The sequence below is a fragment of the Achromobacter spanius genome, assembly GCF_002966795.1.
In the GTDB taxonomy this organism is placed as follows: domain Bacteria; phylum Pseudomonadota; class Gammaproteobacteria; order Burkholderiales; family Burkholderiaceae_B; genus Achromobacter; species Achromobacter spanius_D.
The window spans coordinates 2,589,189-2,603,083 of record NZ_CP023270.1; the positions used below are offsets into that span (position 1 = coordinate 2,589,189).

Annotated in this window: 13 protein-coding genes; 10 read left to right on the forward strand and 3 right to left on the reverse strand. The window is 60.8% G+C overall.

Annotated elements, in window-relative coordinates; genetic code table 11:
• Positions 1–110 precede the first annotated feature (110 nt).
• The 5 genes from CLM73_RS11565 to CLM73_RS11585 all read left to right on the forward strand — a co-directional run bounded on the left by CLM73_RS11565 (position 111) and on the right by CLM73_RS11585 (position 7,778).
• On the forward strand, positions 111–2,237 hold the full coding sequence (locus tag CLM73_RS11565; protein ID WP_234015854.1) for a type VI secretion system Vgr family protein: 2,127 nt from the start codon (positions 111–113) through the stop codon (positions 2,235–2,237).
• A gap of 7 nt (positions 2,238–2,244) precedes the next feature.
• Positions 2,245–3,117 (forward strand): DUF4123 domain-containing protein, encoded by an 873-nt coding sequence (locus tag CLM73_RS11570; protein WP_105238547.1) that lies wholly within the window; start codon positions 2,245–2,247, stop codon positions 3,115–3,117.
• Positions 3,030–5,723, forward strand: a complete 2,694-nt coding sequence (locus tag CLM73_RS11575; protein ID WP_158685853.1) for a T6SS effector BTH_I2691 family protein — start codon at positions 3,030–3,032, stop codon at positions 5,721–5,723. The genes CLM73_RS11570 and CLM73_RS11575 overlap by 88 nt, the downstream gene beginning before the upstream one ends.
• On the forward strand, positions 5,723–6,706 hold the full coding sequence (locus CLM73_RS11580) for a DUF6708 domain-containing protein (RefSeq protein WP_105238549.1): 984 nt from the start codon (positions 5,723–5,725) through the stop codon (positions 6,704–6,706). The genes CLM73_RS11575 and CLM73_RS11580 overlap by 1 nt, the downstream gene beginning before the upstream one ends.
• Positions 6,707–6,785: 79 nt before the next feature.
• Positions 6,786–7,778 (forward strand): DUF6708 domain-containing protein, encoded by a 993-nt coding sequence (locus tag CLM73_RS11585; RefSeq protein WP_105238550.1) that lies wholly within the window; start codon positions 6,786–6,788, stop codon positions 7,776–7,778.
• Positions 7,779–7,919: 141 nt separating this feature from the next.
• On the opposite strand, the gene CLM73_RS11590 is transcribed toward CLM73_RS11585, so the two are convergent.
• Positions 7,920–8,765: a bifunctional transcriptional activator/DNA repair enzyme AdaA gene (locus CLM73_RS11590; protein ID WP_105238551.1), complete on the reverse strand. Its 846-nt coding sequence runs from the start codon at positions 8,763–8,765 to the stop codon at positions 7,920–7,922.
• Positions 8,766–8,890: 125 nt separating this feature from the next.
• The gene (locus CLM73_RS11595) at positions 8,891–9,631 is read right to left on the reverse strand and encodes a glutamine amidotransferase (RefSeq protein WP_105238552.1); all 741 of its coding nucleotides are present in this window, start codon (positions 9,629–9,631) and stop codon (positions 8,891–8,893) included.
• A 171-nt stretch (positions 9,632–9,802) separates the two neighbouring features.
• Here CLM73_RS11595 and CLM73_RS11600 point away from each other — a divergent pair, with 171 nt between their 5' ends.
• The 3 genes from CLM73_RS11600 to CLM73_RS11610 all read left to right on the forward strand — a co-directional run bounded on the left by CLM73_RS11600 (position 9,803) and on the right by CLM73_RS11610 (position 12,470).
• Positions 9,803–10,234, forward strand: a complete 432-nt coding sequence (locus CLM73_RS11600; protein ID WP_105238553.1) for an NfeD family protein — start codon at positions 9,803–9,805, stop codon at positions 10,232–10,234.
• 96 nt (positions 10,235–10,330) lie between these two features.
• On the forward strand, positions 10,331–11,257 hold the full coding sequence (locus CLM73_RS11605) for an SPFH domain-containing protein (RefSeq protein WP_105238554.1): 927 nt from the start codon (positions 10,331–10,333) through the stop codon (positions 11,255–11,257).
• Positions 11,258–11,282: 25 nt separating this feature from the next.
• Positions 11,283–12,470: a GGDEF domain-containing protein gene (locus CLM73_RS11610; RefSeq protein WP_105238555.1), complete on the forward strand. Its 1,188-nt coding sequence runs from the start codon at positions 11,283–11,285 to the stop codon at positions 12,468–12,470.
• Between the two features lies 1 nt (position 12,471).
• Here CLM73_RS11610 and smpB read toward each other — a convergent pair whose 3' ends face one another.
• Positions 12,472–12,945, reverse strand: a complete 474-nt coding sequence (smpB, locus tag CLM73_RS11615; RefSeq protein ID WP_105238556.1) for an SsrA-binding protein SmpB — start codon at positions 12,943–12,945, stop codon at positions 12,472–12,474.
• A gap of 130 nt (positions 12,946–13,075) precedes the next feature.
• On the opposite strand from smpB, the gene CLM73_RS11620 reads away from it, so the two are divergent.
• Together CLM73_RS11620 and CLM73_RS11625 are read left to right on the forward strand one after the other, a co-directional pair.
• A complete protein-coding gene (locus CLM73_RS11620) occupies positions 13,076–13,510 on the forward strand; it encodes a type II toxin-antitoxin system RatA family toxin (protein WP_056316825.1) in 435 nt (144 codons plus the stop codon).
• The gene (locus CLM73_RS11625) at positions 13,500–13,847 is read left to right on the forward strand and encodes an RnfH family protein (protein ID WP_105238557.1); all 348 of its coding nucleotides are present in this window, start codon (positions 13,500–13,502) and stop codon (positions 13,845–13,847) included. Before CLM73_RS11620 ends, CLM73_RS11625 begins: the two co-directional genes overlap by 11 nt.
• The last annotated feature ends 48 nt before the right edge of the window (positions 13,848–13,895 follow it).

A 13,895-nucleotide genomic window follows, 5' to 3' on the forward strand; every position in this document is an offset into this window, starting at 1 on the left:
GACGTAATGGACCCATATTTCATTCGCGTCCATTGCGAGATTCTTCATTTGCAGCGGACGCGTTTTTATAGGCGGACCGCACGCTCCTGGCGGGTGCGAAAGGTCTGTCGATGCGGGAGCACGTCATTCCTACCCAATCCGATCTGCAGTTCACTTTCACCATCGGCGACGAGTCATTTGAGGTCGTCGAATTTACGCTGCAGGAAGGGTTGTCGGAGACCTTTCTGCTCGAAGTGGACCTGGCCAGCGCCAACCCCGCTCTCGATTTCGGCGCAGTCCTGGACCGCGCCGCACTGCTGACCATATGGCACGGCGAGACGCCGGTGCGGTACGTGCACGGCGCAGTCTCGTCGGTGGTTCAGGGCGACACGGGCTTTCGCCGCACGCGCTATTCCGCCATCGTCGAGCCGCGCCTGTCGCGCCTCAAACTCGGCTCTGACTGGCGCATCTTCCAGTCGCTTAGCGTCCCGCAGATCGCCGAAGCGGTGCTCAAGGCGCATGGCCTTACCCAGGATTACAAGCAGCGCAGCACCACCGAACACCAGGCGCGCGAATACTGCGTGCAGGCCGGCGACACCGACTATCACTTCGTCGAGCGCATCATGCGCGAGGAAGGCTTCTTCTATTCCTTCCGCCATACCGCCGAGGGCCATCACCTGGTCCACAGCGACCGCCTGTTCATCCATGGCCGCGTCGGTGATGAGCCGGTGCAGTACAACCCGATCCCCGGTGGTGACCAGCCGCAGCCGGCGCTGCGCCGTTTCTCGTACACCGAGAACGTGCGCACTGCACGCCAAACCCAACGCGACTACACCTTTCACCATCCGCGCTATACCCACCAGCACAGCCGCGATGGCCGAGATCTGGACCATCAAGGCCGCCGTTACGAACGCTATGACTACCCCGCTCGGGCCAAGTTTGACGAAGCCGGCAGACCTTTCGCTGAGAACCGCCTGCGCGGCCATCGCCGCGATGCGCGCGTCGCTGTTGTTCAAGGTGATGACCCGCGGCTGCAACCGGGCATTTCATTCACCCTCGCCGGTCATCCGCGCGACGACCTGAACCGCGGCTGGCGTCCGGTACGCATTGTCCACCGCGGTGTCCAGCACACGAGTCAGGCCGAGGACAGTGCACAGGCCCAGCTGGGAACGCACTACAGCTACGAAGCCGAACTGGTCCCGGACGACGCCGAGTGGCGCGCGGAACCGCTGCCCAGGCCCCGCATCGACGGCCCGCAGAACGCCATGGTGGTCGGCCCTCCCAATGAAGAGATCTACACCGACGAATATGGCCGGGTGAAGGTCCAGTTCCCGTGGGATCGGCTCGGCAAGGAGGACGAACGCAGCTCGTGCTGGATCCGCGTTTCACAGGACATCGCCGGCGCCACCTGGGGCCACATGACCATCCCGCGCATTGGCCAGGAGGTCATCGTCTCTTACTTCGATGGGGATCCGGACCAGCCCGTGGTCACCGGCCGCGCCTACAACCGCCTGCAATTGCCGCCCTACGAGTTGCCGCGTCACAAGACGCGGATGACGATCAAAAGCAAGACCCACAAAGGCGAGGGATACAACGAACTGCGCTTCGAAGACGAGAAGGACCAGGAAGAAATCTACGTCCACGCGCAGAAGGACCAGAGCATCCACGTCAATCACGACGAAACCACGTTCGTGGGCCATGACCGCATCGAACAGGTCGAGCACGACGAGACCATCACGATCGGCCGCGACCGTAAGGAAACGGTGGGCAACGACGAACAGGTCACCATCGGCCAGGACCGGCGGCATGACATCGGGCGGGATGTCTTTTTGACTGTGGGGCGCAATCACACGATCCACACCACCAAGGACCGAACTGAGGAAGTGGGCAACAACCGCCGCGACAAGACCGCAGCGAATCATTGGGTGAGTATCGGCGGACACCATGAGCATACGGTCGAGGGGCACTCGGAACTGCAGGCGGGGCAGGCAATTCGGCAGCGCACGAAGGTTTTTGAGAGCCAAGCGGCAGAGAGCCTGACTATCAAGGGGCCGGGGGGAACCATCCGAATCGGCGCGTCGGGTATCACGCTTGATGGAGTCGCCATTCTCATCAAAGGTCCGATCACTCAAAAGCCCGGTGGCGGCACGAACTCAATCTCTATCAATGGCACGCCGGAACCCGGTGAACCCGTCTGTGTGGGATGCCTGCTGAAAGCCATCGCGGAAGGCCGCAGCGTCGTGCGGTTCGAGGGATAGACCGCACATGAATCCCTTTTCTGAAAGCGTCGTGAACGAGCTGCGTCGGCTCCCCGGTCATGGACTGACAGCCATCATTGAAATGGCTCGTCTGAAGACTGATGCCCGAAGGCAGCTGATGGAGCGATTTTCCGGCTGGCCGCTACTGCAGCAGCGAGAGTTGGAAAATCTCCGCGAGATCGGGCCATGGTTGTTCGGGACTTCCGCCCAGAACAACCTGCAAGGACAGTACGACTTTCTCTGCGACGCTGCCGACATCGCCGGAGACGCAATCTGTGTGTGGCTGACCAGCGCCATGGCCCCGCCTCAGCTGGCCGAGCACCTTGGCCATGCCACGACAGCGAAGGGCCCAGATGGCGCTACCTATCTGCTGCGCTTTCATACGGAATTGGCATTTCCCGTGCTGCATGCGCGCCGGGATCTGCCAGGAATCGCCGACTGGCTGGCGCCGGTTCAATCATGGTGGATCGTATTTCCTCATCGAGAACGCAAGGCCTGGAAACACTTCACAGGTCACGGTTCAACCAAGCCGTATCGCTCGCCCGCCATTGAACTGGACGAGACATGCTGGGAGGCGCTCGCGGGCGACCCGCTCACGTACCGTTTGGCGGACCAGCTCCGGACGCCGCTTGAAAAGAAGGGCGATCGCGAAAACTGCCACGTCACCCGGCTTGGAATCGTTCATGACTTGCTGGCTCAAGCGGATCGCATCGGTTTGAGCCGACAGAGCGACCGAATTGACTACGTGACCCTGATGGCATTGCAAGGCAAGGCGCTAGAGGGTTCATCGGCATGGAACGACGCATTGCAGGAAGCGAAAGCGCTGCGCGCACATCTGGCGCAGGCTCTGCAAGTGCGCATGCACAGAAAGAACGGTTGAGGACTTCGATGTTCGGTTGGAACGACACCTTTAATGAATGTGCGGAGAATCGCACGCTTCTGGATGGAATCTTGAATCGTGGGGCGGAGGTAACTTGCACTCGCAGCTTCACCATACTTCCGCTACGGTACGGCGCCGTGGGGGGTAGCGCCGAACAGCGCAAACTTCTTCCGTCTTTGCCCGAGCATTTGAATAAGCCAAGCAGAGTGGGGAGTCTGACCGAATCCACTTACGCATTACGTTCGCTACGCCAGGGATTTCTGTATGTCCTCGTGCAGCGCGTGAGCGCAGGGACGTATGAATGGCATAGCCAGTACCGGGTATCGGAAGCCGGAACGCTGACTTATATGGATGCTGAGGAGCCGTGGAAGCGGAATGCCCCAGTTGTCCCGGGCATGGATGTATCTCCTGGCTGGAGCTGGATGTTCAAAGTCCATGACGTCGACGACATCAAGGACCTTCGCCTGCTCTTTAGCCCATGCCCTTTGACCAAGGAAACGTTGCGCAGGTATCGCTCGCTCCCGGCAAGCAGAGATAAGTTGGTGGCGGTGGACATCGCCAAACTTGCGTCGCTACGTCCCGAGAACATGGATTGTGTCCGCCCGCAAGACGGCGTGCTGACTTTTGATGGGCTCGATTGTGTAGCGGACTTCGCGGCTGTGAACCAGCCCAGATTGAGCACGCTGCTTAAAGCGCAGGCGTTTAACCCTCTTGCGCCGCCCCTGCAGGCCACCCAGGCAGAAATGCGACCCACAGCCACGCATAATCGGTTTCGAGGCGCGGCCATCGTAGTGGATGACGCTATCGGTATTACTCAAGAGTTGAACGCCTGGCGAAATGCGAGTGTCGACGCACTCGATGCATTCATGACATATGAGGACGGCGAAAGGCTCACCAACCATCGCAAGTTCACGATCGCATTCGGCATTGAAAACATCAGAAAACTTGTAGAAGACGAAGCCGAAAAGCTCTACTACAAAGAGCAGTGGGACTACGGAGTGCGTTACTCGGACCGCGGGTATGAGATGAGCAATAGCCACATGGTCCCGCAATCGGTGCGCGGCTACTACAACTATCGCAACCCCCAGCATCAGCGGGAGGTTCAGGAGGCCGCCGCCAGGCGGCGGCGTGCCAAAAGTTGGAGCAAGTATGCCGACTATATCGATGAGGATATGCGTCAGGATTTCCTGAAGCGCTACCGAGACGAAGTCAGCAAAGCGGACGCGGCCAAGGACGCGCGGGCCTCGGATCACCTTCTCTGGTTGCAGAGCGAACCGCTTCTCGACGCACTCGACACATTTGACCGCAATGATACCGAGCAGGCCCTGCTGTTTGAAGACCAAATGGGAAAGGCCGTCGTCGGCATGAACGCCACAGCGATCGGCGAGGAACTGCTCGATCGCTGGCGCGAGGCGGGGGTGTCCCGAGAAAACTTGTTCTGGCGGTCGTTGGCGCAGAACCAGGAGAGCATGGAAAGCGAAGTGAACCAACTCTTCGGCGAGAGCGAGACGCTGAAATCTGTCGATCCCGTCGCGTTGCAGAACCGGCTAAAGAAGCTGGCTGACCTGTACGAAAAGAGCCACGCCATGCTCGATTTGCTGGCAGATGCCTCAACGGGCGGAGGGCCGCCATCCGGCTATCTGGTCGGCGGTGCAATGCTGATCAACACGCTAGGCAACTCAATGTTCCAAAGCAAAACTGCTGCCGCCATTGTGGACGGCCCATTCAACAAGGTCGCGGCGTCAGTGCTGCTCGCGCGCCTGGGTCGTTATGCGCAGCATTATCGTCTTGAATTGCGGAACGGCGAGTCCCTAAGTCGGGGAACAGTGGCACGAATGGATATCTCTGCCACGCAATCCTTCAACAGCGCCCTCCGGGCGGGCAAGAGGGGACCGATGACCGAAATTCGCATTGGCAGCGCGCTGGTGTTCTTGGAGGTCTGGAATCTTCATAACAAGCTGCGTGCGGTAAATAAGCGAAGCAGAGAATACGTCGAAGTTGTGGCCGCGCTGGCCGCGTTCACCGCGGTCGGCGTCGAAGTGGGCGCTTGTGCTGTCGGTCTTGCAGAGAAGAGCAGCAATGCTGCCGTTCAGCGAGGCGCCAAGGCGTTCGGAGGTGGATTGCGGCTAACCGCGGGGCTTCTAGCGGGCTCGGCGGGAGTGGTCGGTGCACATTACGACTATTCAGATTTTTCAACCCTTTGGAGAATGGGCAGTCGCTCTATCTCGACCTTTTATCTTCTACGAGCTACAGCGCAGACGGGGGCAGCTGCACTTTCCGTGACAGTGGGTTTAGGAAATGCAGGTCCGTACTTTGCGTACTTGGTCAGCAAGCATGGAACTAAGCCAATTTTTGGCAGGGTGGCTGGTTTGGGCTTGCGCGCATCTGCAGCAATGGCATCCCGCATGGTGCCCATGCTCCGAATATTCTTTGGCGTCAACGCCTTGATCCTTGCCCTGGTGTTAGTTGAAATATTTATTCTGCCAAACGACCTCCAGCGCTTTCTGGCGCATAGCTCATTTCGAAAAGATCGTAGCAAGGGCATCGTGGCTAGCGAAGAGGAAGAAGTCGATATTTTGCAACGGTCAATAAAGGTATCACTCTGATGTATATGTTGGAGCTGGGCTTTCAATGGTCTAAGAGTCTTATGACTTATGAAGAGGCTACGAAAGAATTTAATGAGAAACAACGGCAGCCGGGACAGGACGAACTTGATGCCCCTGAGGGAGTCTTTGAGTCAGTTTCTGAAAGCGTCTTCGTCAATGACTCTCTCTATGGTCACAATGACACCTATATTGATGTTCGTACGCCTAATGATGAAAAGAGGGGGGTAATCACCTTTTTTTATTGCGTGCTGGGAGGGATGCTTGCGTGGGCTGCAATGGGAACGATATGGTTTGCAGTCAGTGATCTTCTTTCACCAATTCGCCAACTTGATTGGGAATTCTACGTTTTTGGCCTCGTTTTAAATCCATTGATTGCCCATGGCGCGCTTTACCTATTCTGGAAGTACTCTTCGAGAATTGTCCGGTTGGAGTTATTTACCGCTCGCCGTGTCATGGTTCGCTTTAACCGCGTTACTCGTAAAGTCTACCTATTGCGTCCCAAGCATCTAGGCGGCATTTGTGTCATGGATTGGGACAAGACCGAGGTGCTCATCGACAAGAGCATGAGCGAACTGGATGGCACCGGAGGTTTCGTCATTTTGGTCTGGGACAGGGGCGATGGTGTGGATTTGCAGGGAACTTCTACAGACAACCTCGAAGTCACTTTCGTGGGTAAACCCACTCGCAATGCCAGCGAGCTCCTCGCGTTTTGGGAGTACATCCGCCGCTACATGGAGGACGGCCCCGCTGCCGTGCCTGCGCCGAAAAGGCTTATCAACAAGTTCCCCTGGCCCTGGCTTTCGTTCAAAGCGGCCTGGGGCTTGGATACCCACTTCCTGCGCCACAGCGGCTTATGGGTGTTTGTCGTAGCGAACCTGTTGATGTTGCCCGCTATCCTGATTCATGCTGCCGGCCACTGGCTTTCGCTGCTGCTTTGCTATGAACCCAGATTTCCCCGCGACATCGAAGAGGCGGGTCGATGATTCCCTGCATGTGCCTAGCGCGCCGAGATGTTTGCGGTGGATACCTCCCCAATTAAAAGACCGCGGAGGCGGATTACTGATGTACTTATTGGAGCGCGGTTTTCAATGGTCCCGAAATTTGATGAGCTACGAGGAGGCGACTGAAGAATTGAAAAAACAAGAACGCCAACCAGGGCAGGCGGAGATCCATGCTCCCGAAGGCGTCGGAGAGTCGGTCTCGGATGTAGTGCTTGATAACGATTCAATTTATGGTGGCAACCAAATTTATCTCGACGTCCGTACTCCTAATGACGAGAAGAGAGGAGTGATCACCATATTTTTTGCTTGCTTTTTCGGATTTTTTCTTAACGGCTTATTAAGTACCCTATATATATCCACGAAGAAAATAATTTCGGGGGAAAAATATTACGGAGGGGCGTTGAGTGGGAGCGACTACTTCTTCTTGTTTTTGTTTTCGGTGTTGTGGTTGATCTTTCTGGTAGCGTTTTTGAAGTATTCGATTCGATATTTAAGGCTGGAGTCTCTCACTGCACGCCGAATTGTCGTTCGGTTCAACCGAATCACGCGTCAAGTCTATTTGCTGAGGCCCCAAGATTTGGGAGGACTTCGAATCATGGACTGGGACAAAACAGAGGTGGTCATTGACAAGAACATGAGCGAGTTAGAAGGAACAGGCGGCTTTGTCATCTTGGCTTGGGATAAGGGAGATGGCGTCGATTTAAGCGGCACGCCTACTGATAATGTCGAGGTCACTTTTGTCGGTAAACCTACTCGCAACGCCAGCGAGCTCCTCGCGTTCTGGGAGTACATCCGCCGTTACATGGAGGACGGCCCTGCTGCCGTGCCGGCGCCCAAGAAGCTCGTTAGCAAGTTCCCCTGGCCCTGGCTTTCGTTAAAGGCGGCTTGGGGTTTGGACACCCAATTCCTGCGCCACAGCGGCTTATGGGTGTTTGTCGTAGCGAACCTGTTGATGTTGCCCGCCATCTTGATCCATGCGGCCGGCCACTGGATTTCGCTGCTGCTTTGCTATGAGCCCCGATTTCCCCGCGACATCGAAGAGGCGGGGCGATAGTCCTGAAGCTGCTTTCAGCGTGCCGAGGAGTTTGAGACCTGGCAGAGGGACGATCAGAATCACTTCCACCTGCCTGAAAAAGTGGTGGCCTTTGGGGCGGCTTCGCGGCAGTTGGAGGGGCCCGGACTGGGCCGTCCCGGATCAGGCGGCCCGGGCTTCGCGGGCGATCAGTTCGCGTTTGCGGTCGATGCCCCAGCGGTAGCCCGCCAGCGAGCCGTCGGTGCGCACCACGCGGTGGCAGGGAATGGCCAGCGCGATGTTGTTGGTGGCGCAGGCGCGGGCGACGGCGCGCACGGCGGCGGGTGCGCCGATGCGTTGGGCCACTTCCGAGTAGGTGGCGGTTTCGCCCAGGGGAATCTCGCACAGGGCCTCCCAGACCTTGCGCTGGAATGCCGTGCCGCGCACGTCCAGCGGCAGGTCCAGGCCGCGCGCCGGATCTTCGACGAAGCCGACCACGTCGGCCACCCAGCTTTCGAATCGGGGGTCGGCGCCGATCAGTTTGGCCGCGCGGAAGCGGTCCTGCAGGTTCTGGACCAATCGGTCCGGATCCTCGTCCAGCGCGATTTCGCAGATGCCGGTACTGCTTGCGGCCACCAGGAGCGCGCCCAGCGAGCACTGCGCGACCGCGAACCGGATATCCACGCCTTCGCCGTTCTTGCGGAACGCGGTGGGTGTCATGCCCAGGATGGCGGGGGCGGCTTCGTAGAAGCGTCCGCTGGAATTGAAACCGGCGTCGTACATGGCGTCGGTGACGCTGGCGCTTCCTTCCAGGCTTTGGCGCGCGCGGCTGGCGCGCAGGGCGTTGGCGTAGGCCTTGGGTGTGATGCCGGTGGCGGCCTTGAAAATGCGGTGGAAATGGAAGCGGCTCATGCCGGCCTGTTCGGCCAGCGCCGACAGATCGGGCGGCTGCTCGGCTTCCAGGGCGCGGCAGGCGCGTTCCACGGCGGCGGCGTGCTGTTTGCTCAAGGGGGCGGCGACGGGGCTCATAAGGGACTCCTGGCTTGCGCGTGGTGTTTTACGCTTGGCACTATCGTCTCAAGGCAGGCCGGCTCCCGCACTCCGCTTGTTGCGGCGGTCCCTGACGCGGCCGCCGGGGCCGCGCCGCAGGGGCCTCAGGCGCCCGGCGCGTAGGTATCCAGAAAGCGGCGGATCAGGCCGGCCGCCACGGGCGTCGCGCGCACGTTGGCGGACAGCCCCGGTACGTCAAGGTTTTCGGCAGCGTAGCGGCGGCCATAGCGTTCGAGGTGGGCGCGGATGAAGTCCGGTCCGAACTCGGGGTGGAACTGGGTGGAAAAGACGTTGCGGCCGATGCGGATCATCTGGTGCTCGTCCAGATCCGAGCGCGCCAGCACCGCCGCGCCTGCGGGCAGTTGCAAGACGGTTTGCGCATGCAGCATCTGGGCGGGGAACGTGGTCGGTACGCCGGCCATGAGCTGATCGCCGCCGGCCGTCGGCAGCAATTCTACGGTCTGGGTGCCGACTTCGCGGCCCGCGGGGTTGTAGCCGACCTTGCCGCCGAACGCGTGCGCCAGCAATTGATGGCCGTAGCAGACGCCAAACATGGGCAGGCCGGCCTCCAGGGCCTCGCGCAGCCAGGCCGCGGTGTCTTCGCTCCAGGGTTCCTTGTCGGAGACCATGGCGGGCGAACCGGTGATCAAGGCGGCGCGGTAATGGGAGGGCGACTGCGGACGCTGGCCTTCGTAGACCGCGACGATGTCGACGGCGCTGGCGGCCAGACCAGCCGCCAACATGATCTGTTCGGCATAGCCGCCGAACTGGCTTTTGAGCGTGTCGTCCGGATCGCCGGTGTGCAGGATCAGGACGGGGAGAGCAGAAGGAGTTGCAGCGGTCATAAAAGCATGTGCGTGGAAAAGGGCGGCGCGGGGGAGCCTGCGACCCGGCGCGCCAGGGGCACATCATAATCTACCGAAAATATTCCCGTCGGCGCACGACATGTCCCGCTCCGTCCCGGAAATACGTACAATCCGCCCAGACACTCATCCTTACAGACGATTCTCGAGACTATGTGGATTTGGCTGGGATTGGCCGCGCTGGCACTCATCGGCGAGCTGGCGACAGGAACCTTCTATTTGCTGCTGGTCGCGTTGGGGCTGGCGGCAGGCGGCATCGCCGCCTGGCTGAACGCCGGCCTGCAATGGGAGCTGGTGGCGTGCGGCGTGGTGCTGCTGCTGGGACTCTTGGTGCTGCGCAAGACCCGGGTGCTGAAAAAGCGCGAGGTCAATTCGGCCCGCAACGCCGACGTCATTCTCGATATCGGCCAGACCGTCACGGTCGAGGCCTGGTCTGACAGCGGGACAGCGCGCGTCTGGTACCGCGGCGCGCATTGGCAGGCCGAGCTGGCCAAGGGGCACGCCGCCCAGCCCGGCGAACACACCATTACCGAATTGCGCGGCTCGATCCTCGTGCTGACTCCCAAGCGCGGCGGTTCGGCATAGCAGAACGCGCCCGCGCAGCGCCGCGGGCAATCGCTGGAATCCTGGCCGGCATGGCGGGGCAAGCCGGCGCATCCATTCGAAAAGAGGCTACACACCATGATCGATACTTCAACCATCGTGCTGCTTGTCATCGTTGCACTGGCAATCCTGATCGTCGTCAGGGCGATCGCCATCGTGCCGCAGCAGCATGCCTGGGTGGTCGAGCGGCTGGGCAAGTTCGACCGCGTCCTGTCGCCGGGCGCCGGATTCGTGATTCCGTTCATCGAACGCGTGGCCTACAAGCATTCGCTGAAGGAAATCCCGCTGGACGTGCCCAGCCAGGTTTGCATCACGCGCGACAACACGCAGCTCCAGGTCGACGGCGTGCTGTACTTCCAGGTCACGGATCCGATGCGCGCGTCGTACGGCTCTTCCAACTACATTTCGGCAATCACGCAACTTGCCCAGACGACCCTGCGTTCGGTCATCGGCAAGATGGAACTGGACCGCACCTTTGAAGAGCGCGACTCCATCAACAGCAACATCGTGTCGTCGCTGGACGAGGCAGCGCTGAACTGGGGCGTGAAGGTACTGCGCTACGAAATCAAGGACCTGACGCCGCCCAACGAAATTCTGCGTTCGATGCAGGCGCAGATCACCGCCGAACGCGAGAAGCGCGCGCTGATCGCCGCCTCGGAAGGCCGCCGCCAGGAACAGATCAACATCGCCACCGGCGAACGCGAAGCCGCCATTGCGCGTTCCGAGGGCGAGAAGCAGGCGCAGATCAACCAGGCGCAGGGCGAGGCCGCCGCGGTGCTGGCGATTGCCGAAGCCACCGCCAAGGCCATCACGCAGGTCGCCGATGCCGTGCGCCAGCCGGGCGGCATGGAAGCGGTGAACCTGAAGGTCGCCGAGCGCTACGTAGAGGCGTTTGGCAACGTGGCCAAGGAAGGCAATACGCTCATCCTGCCGGCCAACCTGTCCGACGTGGGCGGCATGATCGCCTCCGCCATGACCATCGTGAAGTCCACGCGCAACACCTGATTCCGCGCCTCGCGGCGCGCCGCCCATGATCGCTCCCGTTAATTTGCTTCTGATAGCAGCGCTGGCGGGAGTGCTTTCCCTTTGCGTGCTGGGGTCGCTGGCGCGCAGCGGCATGGCCGGCATCCGCGAAACCATCCGCGCCAACCTGCTCACGCTGTTGGCGTTTTCTACTTTTGCGCTGCAAAACACGAAGGCGCCGCTGTGGGCGTCCATCCTGGTGCCCAACACGGCTATCGCGCTCGCCCTTTGCGCGTACTACGCGGGCGTGCGCCGGCTGCTCGGGCTGACGGTGCCCCGGCATCTGATGACGCTGGGCTGTGTGGCCGCGCTGTCGGTCGTGGCGATCTACACGTACGTGGACTGGCAGGTGGGGCCGCGCATCGTGGCGATGTCACTGCTGCAGATGGGGTTCATGCTGGCCGTGGCCATCGTCGTCCAGCGCAACATGCCGGCGCACCGTTCGCGCTACAGCTACCGTTTCGTGTGGGTGGTGACGCTGATCTCAGCCTTGGTCTGCGCGCTTCGCGCCGCAGTCTATCTGGTCGAGGTGGACATGGTGTCGGCCTTTCTGGAGCCCTCGGTGTGGAGCGTCGCCTTCCTGACGCTGGGGGTGTTGATCATGCCTTGCCTGACGCTGGGCACCATCATGATCATCCACGACCGCATGCTGGCCGATCGCGAACAAGAAGCCAGCACCGACTTCCTGACCGGCCTGATGTCGCGCAAGGCTTGGTGGCTGCAGGCCGAGCGCTATTGCGCGCAGGCCCTGCGCATGCGCCGTCCGCTGACCTTGCTGCTGCTGGACATCGATCATTTCAAGCGCATCAACGATACGCACGGCCACGCGGCCGGCGATGCGGTGCTGCGCCATTTTGGCCTGCTGGCGACCGCCACGCTGCGCACCGGCGATCACGTGGGCCGGGTGGGCGGCGAGGAATTCTGCGTGCTGTTTGCGGACATGCGCAGCGACGCGGTGCTGGAGGTGGCCGAGCGGCTGCTGGATTCCGTGCGGCGCACGCCGTGTGCGCATGGCGGCAGCACGATTTCGTATACGTTCAGCGCCGGCGTCGAGGACTGGATACCTGGCGAGAACCTGCAGGTGCTGTTTGAACGGGCCGACCGCAAGCTCTACGCGGCCAAGTCGGCGGGGCGCAACCGCATCGTGGGCGCCGGCCACGAGGCCGAGCGCCCGGCGCAGCCGGTGGCGGCGTAAATCAGTCGTCCTTGCTGCGACGGGGAGCGCGGGTGTCGTGCTTCATGATGCGTTCTTTTTCGCGCGCCCAGTCCTTTTCGCGCGCGGTGTCGCGCTTGTCGAACTGCTTCTTGCCGCGGCCCAGCGCGAAATCCAGCTTGATGCGCCCGTTCTTGTAGTGCAGGTTCAGCGGCACCAGCGTATAGCCGCGCTGCTCGACCTTGCCGATGAGCTTGCTGATTTCTTCCGCCTTGAGCAACAGCTTGCGCGTGCGCATGGCGTCCGGATGGATGTGCGTGGAGGCCGTGGGCAGGGGGCTGACGTGCATGCCGAGCAGGAACAGTTCGCCCTCGCGCACGATGACGTAGCTTTCCTTGAGCTGCACGCGGCCATCGCGGATCGCCTTGACTTCCCAGCCTTGCAGGACAAGGCCAGCCTCGTAGCGGTCTTCGATGAAATAGTCGTGCGTGGCCTTGCGGTTGTCGATAATGCTCATAAAGCCTTCTTGCTGGGATTCTGCGAATCTGGCTATCCGGCCGATTGCGGGTTGTTGCGAACGGGGATTGCTCGTTATTCTGCGCGATGTGCCGGTAAAATCTTGCCATTCTAGCCATTTGCGATAGTCGATGCACAAAGTACAACGATCCGTCCTGGTGCCTTACAGCGCCGCCCAGATGTTCGACCTGGTTGCCGACGTGGAGAAGTACCCCGAGTTCATGCCGTGGTGTGGCGGCGCCGAGGTGCAGACCCGCGACGAACACGGCATGCAGGCCTCCATCCTGATTTCCTTTGCGGGCATGAAGCAGCGCTTCACCACCCGCAATACCCATGTCTATCCCGAGCGGATCGACCTGGAACTCGTGGATGGTCCCTTCTCCAGCCTGGTGGGGCATTGGGTATTCCAGCCGCTGGCCGAAGACGCCTGCAAGGTCCTGTTCACCATGGAATATGCGTTTTCGAACCGGCCACTCGAAATGGTGGTGGGGCCGGTCTTCAACCGCATTGCGACCAGCTTTATTGATTCCTTCACCAAACGCGCGCAGGCCAAATATGGCGAATGAGGCGTCCGCGGCAGGGCAGATCGGCGTCATCGTCTGCTACGCCTTGCCCGGCCACGTGTGGCAGCGGGAGGTGCGCCTGCCCGAGGGCGCAACCGTCGAGGACGCGCTGGCTGCCAGCGGGTTTGGCGAGGCGTTTCCGGTCGTCAAACCGTGGGAACGGGGCGTGGGCGTCTTTGGCCGCGCTACTGAGCCGCACGCATTGCTGGCCGACGGCGACCGCGTGGAAATCTATCGCGGCCTGACCTTCGACCCCAAGGAGTCGCGCCGCCGCCGCGCCGAGCACCGCCGTACCAAGACCGCTCGGAACGGCCGCGTCCGGCCGGCCGGTTTGCTGTAGCGCACTGAGGGGCGGCCGTTGCCGCCGCCCCGTCCCGGCACATTGTCA

Bases quoted from the DNA above. Each gene is read 5' to 3' on its own strand.
- CLM73_RS11565 (WP_234015854.1), top strand. From the start codon at position 111: ATGCGGGAGCACGTCATTCCTACCCAATCCGATCTGCAGTTCACTTTC.
- CLM73_RS11570 (WP_105238547.1), top strand. From the start codon at position 2,245: ATGAATCCCTTTTCTGAAAGCGTCGTGAACGAGCTGCGTCGGCTCCCC.
- CLM73_RS11575 (WP_158685853.1), top strand. From the start codon at position 3,030: ATGGAACGACGCATTGCAGGAAGCGAAAGCGCTGCGCGCACATCTGGC.
- CLM73_RS11580 (WP_105238549.1), top strand. From the start codon at position 5,723: ATGTATATGTTGGAGCTGGGCTTTCAATGGTCTAAGAGTCTTATGACT.
- CLM73_RS11585 (WP_105238550.1), top strand. From the start codon at position 6,786: ATGTACTTATTGGAGCGCGGTTTTCAATGGTCCCGAAATTTGATGAGC.
- CLM73_RS11590 (WP_105238551.1), bottom strand. From the start codon at position 8,765: ATGAGCCCCGTCGCCGCCCCCTTGAGCAAACAGCACGCCGCCGCCGTG.
- CLM73_RS11595 (WP_105238552.1), bottom strand. From the start codon at position 9,631: ATGACCGCTGCAACTCCTTCTGCTCTCCCCGTCCTGATCCTGCACACC.
- CLM73_RS11600 (WP_105238553.1), top strand. From the start codon at position 9,803: ATGTGGATTTGGCTGGGATTGGCCGCGCTGGCACTCATCGGCGAGCTG.
- CLM73_RS11605 (WP_105238554.1), top strand. From the start codon at position 10,331: ATGATCGATACTTCAACCATCGTGCTGCTTGTCATCGTTGCACTGGCA.
- CLM73_RS11610 (WP_105238555.1), top strand. From the start codon at position 11,283: ATGATCGCTCCCGTTAATTTGCTTCTGATAGCAGCGCTGGCGGGAGTG.
- smpB (WP_105238556.1), bottom strand. From the start codon at position 12,945: ATGAGCATTATCGACAACCGCAAGGCCACGCACGACTATTTCATCGAA.
- CLM73_RS11620 (WP_056316825.1), top strand. From the start codon at position 13,076: ATGCACAAAGTACAACGATCCGTCCTGGTGCCTTACAGCGCCGCCCAG.
- CLM73_RS11625 (WP_105238557.1), top strand. From the start codon at position 13,500: ATGGCGAATGAGGCGTCCGCGGCAGGGCAGATCGGCGTCATCGTCTGC.